This is a genomic window from Chryseobacterium sp. Marseille-Q3244 (genome assembly GCF_940807095.1).
Lineage (GTDB): Bacteria > Bacteroidota > Bacteroidia > Flavobacteriales > Weeksellaceae > Chryseobacterium.
This window is the reverse complement of record NZ_CALNWX010000003.1, coordinates 147,973-161,715: the sequence shown is the minus strand read 5'-3', so window position 1 is coordinate 161,715 and position 13,743 is coordinate 147,973. Positions and strand designations below refer to the sequence as shown.

Annotated in this window: 15 protein-coding genes; 11 read left to right on the top strand and 4 right to left on the bottom strand. The window is 35.8% G+C overall.

The window, feature by feature from the left end:
• The first annotated feature begins 196 nt into the window (after positions 1 to 196).
• On the top strand, positions 197 to 1,162 hold the full coding sequence (locus NBX25_RS06560) for an NAD-dependent epimerase/dehydratase family protein (RefSeq protein WP_123908283.1): 966 nt from the start codon (positions 197 to 199) through the stop codon (positions 1,160 to 1,162).
• A gap of 84 nt (positions 1,163 to 1,246) precedes the next feature.
• Positions 1,247 to 1,999: a polysaccharide deacetylase family protein gene (locus NBX25_RS06555; RefSeq protein WP_123908282.1), complete on the top strand. Its 753-nt coding sequence runs from the start codon at positions 1,247 to 1,249 to the stop codon at positions 1,997 to 1,999.
• A 125-nt stretch (positions 2,000 to 2,124) separates the two neighbouring features.
• Here the strand turns inward: NBX25_RS06555 and NBX25_RS06550 are convergent, their stop codons facing one another.
• Positions 2,125 to 3,330, bottom strand: coding sequence for a metallophosphoesterase (locus tag NBX25_RS06550; protein WP_250253198.1), 1,206 nt, complete (start codon positions 3,328 to 3,330; stop codon positions 2,125 to 2,127).
• Between the two features lie 70 nt (positions 3,331 to 3,400).
• Positions 3,401 to 4,468, bottom strand: a complete 1,068-nt coding sequence (locus tag NBX25_RS06545) for a 3-oxoacyl-ACP synthase III family protein (protein WP_123908280.1) — start codon at positions 4,466 to 4,468, stop codon at positions 3,401 to 3,403.
• A gap of 101 nt (positions 4,469 to 4,569) precedes the next feature.
• Between NBX25_RS06545 and NBX25_RS06540 the strand changes: the two genes are divergently transcribed.
• From NBX25_RS06540 to NBX25_RS06500, 9 genes are all read left to right on the top strand, one after another.
• On the top strand, positions 4,570 to 5,139 hold the full coding sequence (locus NBX25_RS06540) for a hypothetical protein (RefSeq protein ID WP_123908279.1): 570 nt from the start codon (positions 4,570 to 4,572) through the stop codon (positions 5,137 to 5,139).
• Positions 5,140 to 5,142: 3 nt separating this feature from the next.
• The gene (ubiE, locus tag NBX25_RS06535) at positions 5,143 to 5,874 is read left to right on the top strand and encodes a bifunctional demethylmenaquinone methyltransferase/2-methoxy-6-polyprenyl-1,4-benzoquinol methylase UbiE (protein WP_123908278.1); all 732 of its coding nucleotides are present in this window, start codon (positions 5,143 to 5,145) and stop codon (positions 5,872 to 5,874) included.
• Positions 5,875 to 5,877: 3 nt separating this feature from the next.
• Positions 5,878 to 6,663, top strand: a complete 786-nt coding sequence (gene porT, locus NBX25_RS06530) for a type IX secretion/gliding motility protein PorT/SprT (RefSeq protein ID WP_123908277.1) — start codon at positions 5,878 to 5,880, stop codon at positions 6,661 to 6,663.
• A 52-nt stretch (positions 6,664 to 6,715) separates the two neighbouring features.
• Entirely contained in the window at positions 6,716 to 7,105 is a 390-nt protein-coding gene (locus tag NBX25_RS06525; RefSeq protein WP_250253196.1) for a hypothetical protein, read from the top strand.
• Positions 7,105 to 7,392: a cell division protein ZapA gene (locus tag NBX25_RS06520; protein ID WP_089733225.1), complete on the top strand. Its 288-nt coding sequence runs from the start codon at positions 7,105 to 7,107 to the stop codon at positions 7,390 to 7,392. The genes NBX25_RS06525 and NBX25_RS06520 overlap by 1 nt, the downstream gene beginning before the upstream one ends.
• A 231-nt stretch (positions 7,393 to 7,623) precedes the next feature.
• Positions 7,624 to 9,189: a ribonuclease Y gene (gene rny / locus NBX25_RS06515; protein ID WP_185145585.1), complete on the top strand. Its 1,566-nt coding sequence runs from the start codon at positions 7,624 to 7,626 to the stop codon at positions 9,187 to 9,189.
• A gap of 74 nt (positions 9,190 to 9,263) precedes the next feature.
• Positions 9,264 to 10,505: an MFS transporter gene (locus tag NBX25_RS06510; protein ID WP_123908275.1), complete on the top strand. Its 1,242-nt coding sequence runs from the start codon at positions 9,264 to 9,266 to the stop codon at positions 10,503 to 10,505.
• A 130-nt stretch (positions 10,506 to 10,635) separates the two neighbouring features.
• On the top strand, positions 10,636 to 10,821 hold the full coding sequence (locus NBX25_RS06505) for a hypothetical protein (RefSeq protein WP_123908274.1): 186 nt from the start codon (positions 10,636 to 10,638) through the stop codon (positions 10,819 to 10,821).
• A gap of 358 nt (positions 10,822 to 11,179) precedes the next feature.
• Positions 11,180 to 11,362, top strand: a complete 183-nt coding sequence (locus NBX25_RS06500) for a hypothetical protein (RefSeq protein WP_250253194.1) — start codon at positions 11,180 to 11,182, stop codon at positions 11,360 to 11,362.
• A gap of 77 nt (positions 11,363 to 11,439) precedes the next feature.
• Here the strand turns inward: NBX25_RS06500 and NBX25_RS06495 are convergent, their stop codons facing one another.
• Complete coding sequence (locus NBX25_RS06495) at positions 11,440 to 12,375, bottom strand: YeiH family protein (RefSeq protein WP_250253192.1); 936 nt, start codon at positions 12,373 to 12,375, stop codon at positions 11,440 to 11,442.
• 281 nt (positions 12,376 to 12,656) lie between these two features.
• Positions 12,657 to 13,532 carry a LysR substrate-binding domain-containing protein gene (locus NBX25_RS06490; protein WP_123908271.1) on the bottom strand — a complete coding sequence of 292 codons (876 nt, stop codon included), beginning with the start codon at positions 13,530 to 13,532 and terminating at the stop codon, positions 12,657 to 12,659.
• Positions 13,533 to 13,743: the final 211 nt, after the last annotated feature.

Here is a 13,743-nt window from a genome sequence, read left to right as displayed (position 1 = left end):
ATGCTCAATAGGGAATACGTTTGATTTTCCATTGTTGTAAAGACTTTAATGGCTTCTCTCATCAAGTTTCCTGCTTTTCTCAGAATTTACCTTTAAAAAAAATCATGGCAATTGGGGAATGTATTTTAAATACACCTTTATTATTATGGTTGACATGTTTTTTTTACTTTTGTACAATTCTAAAAAAATCTAAAAAATGGAATCCTATACGGAAAGAATACTGATTACAGGTGCTCTGGGACAAATTGGCACCGAGCTTACCAATAGACTTGTTGAAATTCATGGAGCGGAAAATGTTGTCGCTTCAGGGCTGGACAGATGGCAGGAAGGAATTACCTCTGCGGGGCACTATGAAAGAATGGATGTTACCAATACTCAATTAGTGAGACAAGTTGTAAAGGATTACGACATCACTACAGTGTATCACCTTGCATCGCTTTTATCCGGTACTTCGGAAAAGCAGCCTATTTTCGCATGGAAATTAAATCTTGAACCACTTCTTCATTTTTGTGAAATGGCTAAAGAAGGGCTTCTTAAAAAGATCTTCTGGCCAAGTTCTATCGCGGTGTTTGGAAAAGGAATTCCAAAACATGATGTAGGACAGGAGGTAGTGCTGAACCCAACAACAGTGTATGGGATTTCTAAGATGGCAGGGGAGAAGTGGTGCGAATACTATTTCGACAAATATGGCGTGGATGTAAGAAGTATCAGGTATCCTGGGTTGATCTCCTGGAAGACTCCGGCAGGGGGGGGAACAACTGACTATGCTGTTGAAATTTTCTATAAAGCTATTGAAGATGGTAAGTATACAAGTTTCATTTCTGAAGACACAGGAATGCCAATGTTGTATATGGATGATGCCATCAACGCAACGCTGAAATTAATGGATGCGCCGAAGGAAAGTTTGACCGTTCGTTCGTCTTATAATTTAGGGGGAATGTCATTTACGCCAAAAGAACTGGCAGAAGAAATCAAGAAAGAAATTCCGGATTTCAGCATTGATTATAACCCTGATTTCAGACAGGCAATTGCAGATTCTTGGCCTGCTTCTATTGATGATTCTGTTGCTAAAAAAGACTGGGGATTAGCTTATGATTTTGGAATTTCTGAAATGACGAAAGACATGATTAAGAATCTAAGAGTAAAATTAGCAAAGAATTAATAATGTAAAGTAATACTTTAAATAATTAATCCTTTAACATTTGATTTTTAGCTTATTATAGTTTTTATCTAAAATTTAATTGAAATGATATTATTGACTTTTAACATTGCAAATATTGAAGCTGGAACAAAAAATGGCTCTCAGATTACCAGTGATGTAAGGTTGAAAATTACAGAAGAGAATACAAAAGCAATTCTCAGAATTTTAGATATTCATGATATAAAAGCAAGTTTTTTTATTGAGATTTCTCTTACTGAAAAACTGCAGAATCTTATAAAAGCAATTTCATCCAAAGGGCATGAAATTGCTTTTTATAATCAAGGTTCAAATCTTGAAGAAATTGAAAATGCCAAGAAGAATATTCAGGATCTTTTGGAAAAACAGATTAGAGGTATTCGTCAGAAAGATGTAAAAATTCCACAGGAGAATCTGAAGCTTTTGGAGTTTAATTATGTTTCCAATATTGATAATGCGAATATCCTTTTTCCGTTCAAACGCCTGAGAAGAGATACTGAGATTACAGAAGAAGATGGGCTGAGTATTGTGCCGGAAAGTATCTCTCCTTACAGCCAATTACCTTACAATGATTTTGTATTTCAGATGCTGCCAATGAAGTATTATGAGAACATGGTACTAGAGACATTGCAGAATGAAGAATTTGTGCTGATTTATCTTAATGCATGGCAGTTTACAGATTTCAAAAAACATCCCTTTGATATTCCTTTTTACCGAAGCTTATTTTCGGGCAAAAAAATGGAGGACAAATTAGATGCCCTCCTTACTTTTCTTAACGAGAGAGATATGGCAACTTCCCGTATGAAAGATTATATTTTTTAGGTTGCAGATGGTAGTTGTCAGATTGCAGGTATTGGAGAGTGGCCGTTTGTCATGATAGCCAATTTTTAATTCCTTAATTTCCAACCTTAAACCTTAAACCTTAAACCTTAAACCTTAAACCTTAACTAGCTTAGTTCAAAAAGTGTGATTTCTGGAAGAACACCAACTCTTCCCGGGTATCCCAATACACCAAATCCTCTGTTTACATACAGTAATTTTCCTTCACTTTCATACAGATCCGCCCATTTTGGATAACGATATTGAACAGGGGACCATTTGATATTTTTAAGATCCAGCCCAAACTGCATTCCGTGAGTATGACCTGAAAGGGTCAGATGAATGTTTTCTGGGTGTTTTTTCACTACATAATCAAAGTGGGTAGGGTCATGACTCATTAAGATCTTTGTAGCGGATTCTGGAACACCTTTTAAGGCATCGTCAATTTTTCCAAACTGAGGAAAAGGTTTCAGTCCCCAGTTTTCAACCCCCAGAATGTAGAGTTTCTCACCGTCTTTCTCGATGACTCTGTGTTCATTTCTAAGCATATCAAATCCTGCCTGCTTTTCATAATCAATCAAAGTGTCAAGGTTTTCTTTTTTAGCTGCAGGTGATTCCCAGGTTACATAATCACCATAATCGTGATTTCCTAACACTGCAAGTTTACCATCCTTAGCTTTAATCTGTGAAAACAAAGGAATAAAGGGTTTGAATTCATCTGCTACATTATTTACCATATCTCCGGTAAATAAAACAAGATCCGGTTTTTGCTCATTAATCAGGTCAACAGCGTGTTGCAGTTTACTTGGATCGGGAAAGCTTCCACTGTGAACATCAGAGATCTGAATGATTTTATATCCTTTAAAAGCCTTTGGTAGATTAGAGAACTTTACTTTCACTCTTCTTACCTTGTGACGGTATTTCCCGAATGTAATTCCGTCTATGAACAAGGCGGAAAGCACACCGCTCATTCCCAATCCTACAAGGCTCAGAAATTTACGCCTTTCCGGAAAAAAGTTTTCAGCCGGTTTTGCAAATCCTATCAGATAGCCTCCGAATCTGATGAGGTCATCAATTAATAAGAATAAAACAATAAATATTTTTGGAAGTATAAATACCAGAAATAGTGAGATCATGATCTGGGCTCTCAGTGTGCTGCGGTCTGATCTCTGGTAGTGGGTAACTTCATAAGCAAATATTCCATAAATAATTAAGGAGATTACCCAATAGCTGGTTCTTATCCAGAAATTGTCGGTCAGCGTTCTGACAGCCTGATAAATATAAACTTCCAGAAATAGGAAGATTCCGGCAATAATTAAAAAATTCTTTTGCATATTCTGATTCAAAAAAAGCACAAAAGAAGACTTCCTTTGTGCTTTTTTATATTTTTAATTAAAATTATTTTTAAGGAAATCTGTAAACGATAGCATTAATGTTCATTCCGGCACCTACCGAAGTCATTATAATGTTACCATTCTCTTTAAACGATTGACCTTCCATTTTTCCTTTAATTATTAAATCATACATAGTAGGAATGGTTGCCACAGATGTGTTTCCAAGGTTTTGGATCGTCATAGGAGAGATTGCGTGATCATATTCTTTCACATCATAAAGCCTGTGAAGTCTTTCAATCATAGCATAGTCCATTTTTGCATTAGCCTGGTGGATAAGAATTTTGTCGATATCTTCGATAGAAAGACCAGCATCGGTAATCGTATCTTTGATGGCTACAGGAACGTTTTTAAGAGCGTATTCGTAGATTTTTCTACCCAACATTCTTACATACAAACGTTTTTGATCTACCTCCTTGTTGATGGAAGGTTGATTTTCAAGGTAGTTTAATTCAGGGCCATTATCACAAATGGTATTGTGGGCGATGATTCCTACATTTTCTTCATCTGTAGCTTTTACTACTACTGCACCAGCACCATCAGCAAAGATCATTCTGTTTCTGTCATAAGGATCTGTTACACGGCTTAATGTTTCAGCTCCGATAATAAGGATGGTTTTGGCAACTTTAGCCTTAATCAGGTTGTCTGCTAAAATCATACCTTCCACCCATCCCGGACATCCGAAAATCATGTCATACGTTACGCATTTTCTGTTTTTAATTCCCAGTTTATTTTTCACTCTTGCTGCCATCGTTGGCATAAAGTCTGCGTATCCGTTCTCAGTAACTTCCCCGAAATTACTTGCGTAAATAATATAATCCAGTTCTTCGCCGTCAACTTTTGCATCCTCAAGGGCAATTTTTGCGGCTTCATAACCGATCTGTGAGTTGGAAAGATCATCCTCAATGAATCTCCTGTTTTCGATTTCTGTAATTTCTACAAACTTCGCAATGGTCTCTTCCACAGGCTTTTCAATCTTTACTCCGTCTTCAGTATAGAACTCGGAATTCATGAAGTAATCTCTACCAATAACTCTGTTCGGAATGTAAGATCCAGAGCCAATAATGATCGTATTCGGCATTCGTTTATATGATTTTTTTAAAGATGCAAAGTTAATAATTAATATTAATAACGGAGAATTAAAAATATTATTAAATTTGCAAAAATTGTACTTTACAATCTATGAAAAACAACCCATCCTTAAAAGGCTTACTTATTGCAGGTGTGGCGTTTATCGTTGCCTTTGGGATCTACTTCCTTTTTTTAGCCAAGAAGAATTATTATGTGGTAGATAATCCTACCCCGAATACGTATTACTTTAAAATCAATAATGGTTCTGAAGGAATTATATCAGCGGGGCAGTATGTGCATGTGGATTTGAATAAGGGAAAAAACTCTATTCAGGTTTTCGATCAGAATAAAAAAATGCTTTACGATTCTGCATTTGAAGTCAACAAACTTCGTGGTCTGCTCAATATTGCGCATCAGGATTACTACGTGAATGACCAGTACTACGGGTATAACCTTAAAAAAGATTCGTTATTAACGGCTCTTGACAAAACCGTTATTGACGGGAAGGACTACTACGGAGGAGCAAAGCGTTTCAATAAGCTTTACACAGAAGATTTTTATTACAATGTAGATGAAGATTATGACAAAGTGATCAAAAATGTCCAGCAAGTGGAATCAAGATCAAAAGTCTTCAGAAAGCAGGATTTCCTAAATTATTATAAAGAATATTACAAGTTTTAAGTTTTGACAAAAGATATCACTAAAGTTACTCCCTACAATTCTGAGGCTACTAAGAAAAGCCAGGTAGAGGATATGTTCGACAATATTGCGCCGAAGTATGACCTTTTGAACCGTGTTTTATCCATGAAAATTGATATTTTATGGAGAAATAAATTGGTAAAATGGATGAAAAATGATAACCCGCAAGAAGTGCTGGATGTGGCTACTGGAACGGGAGATCTGGCAATTACAATTGAAAAAGGAACCGGTTCAAAAGTAGTTGGTTTAGATTTATCACAACAAATGCTCAATGTTGGCGTTATTAAAATAAAAAAACTTAAATTAGACGGCAAAATTTCCATGCAAAAAGGAGATGCAGAAAATTTACCTTTCGAGGACAATAGATTTGATGCTGTTTCCGTTGCATTTGGAGTAAGGAATTTTGAGAACCTTACCAAAGGTTTGGCAGAGTTAAGAAGAGTAGTTAAAGATAACAAGAGTGTTTATATACTGGAGTTTTCAAAGGTTGAGGGTTTCATGGGACCATTGTATATGTTTTATTTCAAAAATATATTACCTGCAATAGGTAAGCTGGTTTCCAAAGATAATAGGGCGTATACATACCTTCCGGATTCTGTAAATGCTTTTCCTTTTGGGGAGAAGATGAAGCAAATTCTTTTAGATACGGGATTTAAGAAAGTTGAATATAAAAAATTAAGTTTGGGTATAGCCACAATTTATAAAGCAACAAAGTAACCTATGAATAAATTTCTATTAAAAGCACTGGTTTTAACCTCAGTAAATGTTGCCGTTTTTGCAAACGCGCAATTTAGAACCCGAAACAGAATGGACAAGTTGGAAGATTTCGACGAGCAGAAATTCAGTTGGGGTTTTTATTTGAACGGGAATAAGCTGGACTACCGAATCGTATTACATCCAACCTATGGGATGAAAGATAATCAGAATCTTGTTACCAGTACCAAAGAAAGTTACAGCTTCGGTGCCGGGCTTATTGCAAAATGGAGACTGAATGATTATCTGGATGTAAGAGTAGAGCCGGGGTTGCAGTTTGCACAAAGACAGCTGACTTTTAATACACAATCCAATGATGCGTATGCAGGTGGATCTGTAACGAATCCTCCTTTCACGCCGATCCCTTTACAGGAAAAAGATAAAGTAAGGGATATTAAATCTACATTGGTTGACATTCCGGTACTTTTGGAACTTCACGGAAGAAGATGGTATAACTCAAGACCTTATGTTGCAGCTGGGGTGAATTATGTAGTGAACCTACAGTCTAATTCCAGTTCTACAGATGACAACATGCAGCAGATCTTTAGATCTACCACTCACAACTTTGCGTGGTCTGCAGAAATGGGAATCCAGTTTTATTTCAACAAATTTAAACTGACCCCTGCCATTAGAGGAACATTCTTTATGAACAATGAAAAAGTAGCTGATAATGCTACTACACCTCCTTACTGGGCTTCTGCAGTCTCTACATTACAGACCAGAGCTGTAATGTTTGTACTGAAATTCGAATAAGAAATTATCATATTAAAAATACTCAGGAGATGCTTTTGCATCTCCTTTTTTGTTGGCAGATCAAAATATAGGACTATTTATTTTTGTTAGTGTTAATATTTTTTTATTTTTGCTTCTAGTTAGAATATACAAACCTGAAATGCTTCAAGATTTAGAAAACAATTTTTCAGAATTAGAGAGAAAAATTTTGGCTCTGCAAAAGAATTACAGAAATCTTACTGAAAAGTTATCAGAATTAAGTAGTGAGCATGAAGAGCTGAAGGTGAAATATGATGAGGAAAGAAGAAGAAATCAGGTATTAGCAGAAGAACAAAAAAATATAAAACTTTATTCAGCAATATCAGGAAATCCTGAACACAATAGGTTAATGAAAAACCATATCAATAGATTGGTAAAAGAAATTGATTTCTGTATTGCTCAGCTTCAAAACAGTGGACTATAATGGAGGTAAGGAGAATAACCGTAAACATTGCAGGAAGAGTGTATCCGCTGAACGTACCGGCAGCAGAAGAAGAAACGTTGCGTAAGGTAGGGAAGCAGATCGAGAATATGATTAAAGATTTTGAACAAAACTTCGATGTAAGAGATAAACAGGATGCTTTAGCGATGTGTGCCCTAAAACTGGGAACCAATGCGGAAGTAGTTTCTCTTAACTACGAAAAAAATATTAATTCAACCAACGAAAGATTAGAACAGATCAATCAATCGTTGAATGAAATCGGGAAATAGATTTTTTTTCCTGAACAAGCTGCCTACAATGATTCTAACACATTAAAGGTAAACTCAACGCTAAACAATTACCGAACAAATGTCCTCTGAATGGCGTGCCGGTCTTCCGGATTACAGACAGTGGAAATCAGTTCAAATCGTGTTGATTAGGAGTTTACTCTCAATCTCTGGATTATTGTGGGCTTTTTTATTTTTAAAGGATATGAATACAATTAAAACTCAATATACATTATGATAGAAGTTATAGTCGGTGTTGTTTGTTTAGTAATTGGTGCAGCAGTGGGAATGTTTTTCTCAAGAAGCTCTCTGAATACTAAGGCAAAATTTATTATAGATGATGCTAATAAAAACGCCGAAAACCTTATAGAAAAAGCTAACGTACAGGCTGAATCCATAAAGAAAGAAAAGAATCTTCAGGCTAAAGAAAAATTCCTTGAATTGAAATCACAGCACGATGCTGATATCCAGTCCCGCGAAAAGAAAATGCAGGAAGTTGAAAAAAGGACTAAGGACAAGGAACATAAGCTGAATGATGAGCTTAGTAAGACTGGAAAACTTGAAAAAGATTTAGACAGACAGATTGCAGATTACGCTAAGAAGAACGAGATTCTAGACAGAAAACAACAGGAATTAGATGTAGCTACCGCTAAAAAAGTAGAAATACTTGAAAAAATCTCTAATTATACTGCTGATGAAGCCAAAGCAGAATTGGTAGAAACCATGAAAGCTGAAGCTAAAACAAGAGCTCAGGCACACGTTCAGGGTATTATGGAGGAAGCTCAGATGAATGCTAAGAACGAAGCAAGAAAGATTGTTATCCAAACGATTCAGAGAATCGGAACAGAACAGGCTATCGAGAACTCAGTATCAGTATTCAATATTGAATCTGACGAGGTAAAAGGTAGAATCATCGGTAGAGAAGGTAGAAACATCCGTGCTTTAGAAGCGGTAACAGGAGTAGAGATCATCGTTGATGATACCCCTGAAGCAATTCTTCTTTCATGCTTCGATCCTGTAAGAAGAGAGATTGCAAGACTCTCACTTCACAGATTGGTTACCGATGGTAGAATTCACCCGGCAAGAATCGAAGAAGTTGTAGAAAAGACAAGAAAACAAATTGAAGAAGAGATCATTGAAGTAGGAAAGAGAACTATTATTGATTTAGGAATCCACGGATTACATCCTGAATTAATCAAGATTGTTGGTAGAATGAAATACCGTTCTTCTTACGGACAAAACTTATTACAGCACTCAAGAGAAGTGGCAAATATCGCTGCAACTATGGCTGCTGAATTAGGATTAAACGTTAAGTTAGCTAAGAGAGCTGGTCTATTACATGATATTGGTAAAGTTCCTGAGCAGGAATCAGAATTACCACACGCTTTATTAGGAATGCAGTGGGCTGAGAAATACGGTGAAAATCCAGAAGTAGTAAATGCTATTGGTGCTCACCACGACGAGATTGAGATGAAGTCTCTATTATCTCCAATCATTCAGGTAGCCGATGCGATCTCAGGAGCAAGACCGGGAGCGAGAAGACAAGTGTTGGAATCTTATATCCAGAGACTAAAGGATCTTGAATCTGCAGCATTAAGCTTTGATGGCGTATCAAGCGCTTACGCAATTCAGGCAGGTAGAGAATTAAGAGTAATGGTAGAGAGTGGAAAAGTAAACGACGAAGTTGCTTCTCAACTTTCTTACGATATCTCTGAAAAGATCCAGAATGAACTTACTTACCCTGGACAGGTGAAAGTAACTGTAATCAGAGAAACAAGAGCCGTGAATATTGCAAGATAATAAGCGGAACAAGATATTTTATAAAAACCTTTCAAGAAATTGAAAGGTTTTTTTATTTTTATCAAAACTTAACAATGCAAGAATTATCTCTGTCTTCAAAATTGAAGTACATTTTCTCTATTCCCGTTATTATTTCAGCCCTTGGCTATTTCGTAGATATCTATGACCTGCTCCTGTTTGGAATTGTAAGAATTCCCAGTTTAAAAGCATTAGGACTGAATCCCGATGCTGACGGAACTTTTATCCTGAACTGTCAGATGGTAGGGCTTCTCATCGGAGGAGTATTCTGGGGAGTCTTTGGAGATAAAAAAGGAAGGCTTTCCGTGCTCTTTGGATCTATTCTGGTTTATTCCCTGGCAAATATTGCCTGTGGTTTTTTACCTTATTTTCCAAAAGAGCATTTAGTATATCAATATGCAGCTTTAAGGTTTATTGCAGGAATAGGTCTTGCTGGAGAGCTTGGAGCCGGAATTACCCTGGTTTCTGAGAGTCTGCCGAAGAATTTAAGAGCAATAGGAACCTCTGTGGTTGCTGGTTTTGGATTAATGGGAGCTGTTGTGGCTCAATTAACGGTAGAACTAGCGGGAGGCTGGAATATCTCTTACATCATTGGCGGAATAATGGGAATTCTGCTGTTATTACTGAGAATAAGTGTTTCAGAATCCGGAATCTATAAAAATATTGAACATAAAAGCGTTTCTAAAGGCAATTTTCTGTCTTTTTTTACCCATAAAGATAGGTTGATACGATATTTGAAATGTATTGCTGTGGGGTTGCCTACGTGGTATTGTATAGGGATTCTGGCTGTTTTAGCCAATCAATTTGCGCCTGAATTCGGAATTGAGGATCTTAACCCTGGAAAAGCAATTATGTGGGCTTATGTAGGTATTTCCGTTGGTGATCTGATGAGCGGTTTTATTTCGCATGCTTTGAAATCGCGTAAGATGGCCATATTTTATATGCTGCTTTTCACTTTGGTTGGGGTAGGGATTATGCTGTTTGGAAATACCAATACGGAGACAAAGTACTACTTATTTTGTGTATGGCTGGGCTTTGGTACCGGATATTGGGCGATGTTTGTTACGCTGGCAGCAGAACAGTTTGGAACCAATATCAGAAATACAGCAACCACTACTGTTCCGAATATGGTAAGAGGATTGGTTCCTGTAATGATTTTGGCTTTTGATTCTCTTAAAGGTAATTTTTCAGTAGTGGGAAGTGCTGCGATTGTAGGGCTGGTAGTATTTGGATTGGCATTTTATTCTTCATTGACGATCTCAGAAACTCATGACAGAGATCTTGAGTTCACTGAATGATAGATAGTCATCTGTTTTTAAATATGTGAAATTGAGTTAATTAACATTTTTTTATGTCTTGAATAACTTTTATTTATTTAATTTTAAAAACGAACTAACAAAATATATGTCTAATTAAAATCAAATCATCATGTCACAAAACATTTTTAAAAATGCTAAAAAGCTGGAAAGACATACTCTTAAAGATATTGTAGGAGGTGTTGGCGGTGCAATTACTCCAGATCTTTCAAAATGTGGCTGTAGCTGCACAGGTGCAGTGACGGGCCCGTCGTATTGTATAGAATATAAAAGATGTTTGCAGGTAATGACCTGTTAACTGAAAACATTATCATTGATTAGAAAACCTTTTGAGAAATCGAAAGGTTTTTATTTTTTATTAAAATTTAAGAATAGGTAAGGTTGCAGACATTTATTAAAATCACCAATTTCTTATATTAGTTTTATTCAAATTCATTTTTACTTGCTATTAAAGCTTATTTCGGAAGCTTTATATTGACTATTATATTTAACTTGTTTAATAAATAGAGATGGGTTTTTATGTTTTTTAATATATTAATTTATTTGTAATCAGTCTTTTATTTAAAAAAATAATAAAATAGGTTGCATGTGATTAATATTTGTTTAACTTTGGAATGTAACTAAAACTATATTGTTTAATCAAAAAACTAAATCACATGAACATTATTAAAAATGCTAAAAAGCTAAAAAAACAAGATCTTAAAAATATTACAGGAGGAGTAAGCGGAAAACCAGATTTATCTCTTTGTGGATGCAGTTGTTCAGGTGCTGTAACAGGCCCGGATTATTGCTCAATATATATGGGCTGTCTGCAGGTTTATACTTGCGGAGAGGTTTAAGAAATTGTTATGGATGAATAAACATTTCCACATTTAATAGGCAGCACCCTTCTGATTTCAGAAGGGTGCTGCTGCTTTTAATGAATAATATATAGCAGGCTTCCAATACTAATAGTTACCCAAAGCAGTACAGCTGTAAACAGAGGCTTAAAACCTATCGTTTTCAAAGTTTGAATGGAAAGGGTAGAACCGATAAAAAATAAAGTCAGATTCAGCCCGGATTTAGCAAAAGAGGTAATAATAGTACTGAATTGATCCATAACGGGAAAATAAGTATTCAGCAGAATAGCCAAAATGAAATAACCAATAAACCATGGAATTTTAATTTTTGAATCTTTGCTTTTAAAAATGAACATGGTAATCAGAGAAACCGGAATAATCCATAAAGCACGGGCTAATTTAACCGTAGTTGCAATTTTTAGAGCCTCATTACCATATTTACTGGCTGCTCCTACCACAGAACTTGTATCATGAATTCCTACTGCACACCATAATCCGAACTGTTCCTGGGAAAGATGCAAAAGATGTCCAACAGCAGGATAAACAAACAATGCAATAGAGTTCAATGTAAAAACAATAGCCAATGCCAAAGAAATTTGCTTTGTGCTGGGTTTGATGATAGGAGCAACCGCAGCAATGGCACTTCCTCCGCAGATGGCAGTTCCGGCAGACAGGAGATAGGATAACGGTCTTTCAAGTTTAAAGATTTTTCCTAGAAAATATCCCAGGACCATTACACTGATAATACTTACTACAGTTAACATCAATCCTGTTTTTCCGGCATGAAGCGCTTCATCCAGTTTTAATCCAAAACCTAATCCGACAATAGAGATCTGTAACAACAGATGAATATAGTGATGCAAATGTTTTTCAAATGGATTTCCCATAAAAACAGCCAGGGCAAAGCCTAATGCGAGAGCAATGGGAGAAGAAACTAATGGAGTCAGGCATAAAACCGCCATTCCAATAAAAATTACTTTTCGTGTTGTTTCATTGAGAATGAAATCTTTCATATAGCGAACTTTTTAAATCTGGTTCAAAATTCGGCAATATGTTATTATAAAGTAAATTGTATTTTGTTATGTTGGATAACTATAAGTTATAAATAAGAAATAAGAAAGTATTGTCGTTAAAGAACAATTATCCATATCAACATCAATAGATAGGTTTTTAATTCATCTAAAAAATTAATCTATTCATTGGCTTTAGCCAAAACCTAAAAAAACAGTGTGGTCAACATACCACAAATAATAGTTTTTTGTCATGTATCATCTTCGGTGTATACAGCAGGCAATTACTCTGCAAACCTTAAAAACAACTCGATCAACTCAGACTGTTCTCCTTTAGGCAGAATAAAATGAAAATCTCTTTCAATGCTGAAATTTTTTATGTCAATAACCGTAAGAATATTATTTTTCAACTCATTCAGAATGGTGCTGATGGAAAGAAAAGCCATACAGTCCGAATGAAGAAGATAATTTTTGATACTTTCGCTGCTTCCCAATTGGATAACGGTATTCAGTTCATTGATGTTAATTTCTTTTTCCTTTAACCGATTTTGTATGAATTCAAGAGTTCCGGAACCTTGCTCACGGAAAATAAGATTAAGCTGATAAAGGTCTTTAATATTTAGTGTTTTATGGGCTAAAGGATGATCTGACTTGGCAGCGAGAACAATTTCATCAGGTTTAAAGGTCTTATAGTCAAAATATGAAGATTGTGATTCTCCTTCAATGATACCCAGATCAATTTTTTCTTCTTTTAAAAGAGCTGAAATGGCTTCTGTATTTCCGGTCAGAAGTTCTATTTTAATGTCTTTATAGTAGGCATTAAATTTAGCAAGGATTTCAGGTAGGATGTATTGGGCAACAGAGGTACTGGCTCCAATAATCAGTTTTCCCTTATGCTGTTGATTGATCTGGCTGATCTCAAATTCCAGATCACGGTAGATGTTTCTGATTTTTTCAGCATATTCAAACAGGATTTTGCCGCTTTGTGTTAACTGTATAGAAGTTCCTTTTCTGTCAAATAATTTGGTGCTCAGCTGAACTTCAATTTCTTTGATGTGTTTTGTAACTGCCGGCTGTGAAATATGAAGCTCCTCAGAAGCTTTGGTAAAACTCAGTCTGGAAGCTACGGTATGGAAAACTTTTAACCTGTAATCGAACATAGTGCAAAAGTACGGATTATAGTTGTATTTCGAATAGGAGTGCTTGAGAATGGAAGAGGATTAGGAGAGATTCGAGATGCGGATTTCGTGGTCCGTGATTTGGATTAATGACGAAGAAGAGATTGAACGTTTGGAGTATTTATATATGAAAACCGGAATTTGCCAATCAATTTTTAATTTTAACATTATCCTAAAAGGAATAAAATTCGAT

Excerpts from the sequence above, each read along its gene's own strand:
- rny (WP_185145585.1), top strand. The coding sequence starts at position 7,624 with ATGATAGAAGTTATAGTCGGTGTTGTTTGTTTAGTAATTGGTGCAGCA.
- NBX25_RS06510 (WP_123908275.1), top strand. The coding sequence starts at position 9,264 with ATGCAAGAATTATCTCTGTCTTCAAAATTGAAGTACATTTTCTCTATT.
- NBX25_RS06520 (WP_089733225.1), top strand. The coding sequence starts at position 7,105 with ATGGAGGTAAGGAGAATAACCGTAAACATTGCAGGAAGAGTGTATCCG.
- NBX25_RS06560 (WP_123908283.1), top strand. The coding sequence starts at position 197 with ATGGAATCCTATACGGAAAGAATACTGATTACAGGTGCTCTGGGACAA.
- NBX25_RS06540 (WP_123908279.1), top strand. The coding sequence starts at position 4,570 with ATGAAAAACAACCCATCCTTAAAAGGCTTACTTATTGCAGGTGTGGCG.
- NBX25_RS06495 (WP_250253192.1), bottom strand. The coding sequence starts at position 12,375 with ATGAAAGATTTCATTCTCAATGAAACAACACGAAAAGTAATTTTTATT.
- NBX25_RS06490 (WP_123908271.1), bottom strand. The coding sequence starts at position 13,532 with ATGTTCGATTACAGGTTAAAAGTTTTCCATACCGTAGCTTCCAGACTG.
- NBX25_RS06545 (WP_123908280.1), bottom strand. The coding sequence starts at position 4,468 with ATGCCGAATACGATCATTATTGGCTCTGGATCTTACATTCCGAACAGA.
- NBX25_RS06500 (WP_250253194.1), top strand. The coding sequence starts at position 11,180 with ATGAACATTATTAAAAATGCTAAAAAGCTAAAAAAACAAGATCTTAAA.
- NBX25_RS06505 (WP_123908274.1), top strand. The coding sequence starts at position 10,636 with ATGTCACAAAACATTTTTAAAAATGCTAAAAAGCTGGAAAGACATACT.
- porT (WP_123908277.1), top strand. The coding sequence starts at position 5,878 with ATGAATAAATTTCTATTAAAAGCACTGGTTTTAACCTCAGTAAATGTT.
- NBX25_RS06555 (WP_123908282.1), top strand. The coding sequence starts at position 1,247 with ATGATATTATTGACTTTTAACATTGCAAATATTGAAGCTGGAACAAAA.
- NBX25_RS06550 (WP_250253198.1), bottom strand. The coding sequence starts at position 3,330 with ATGCAAAAGAATTTTTTAATTATTGCCGGAATCTTCCTATTTCTGGAA.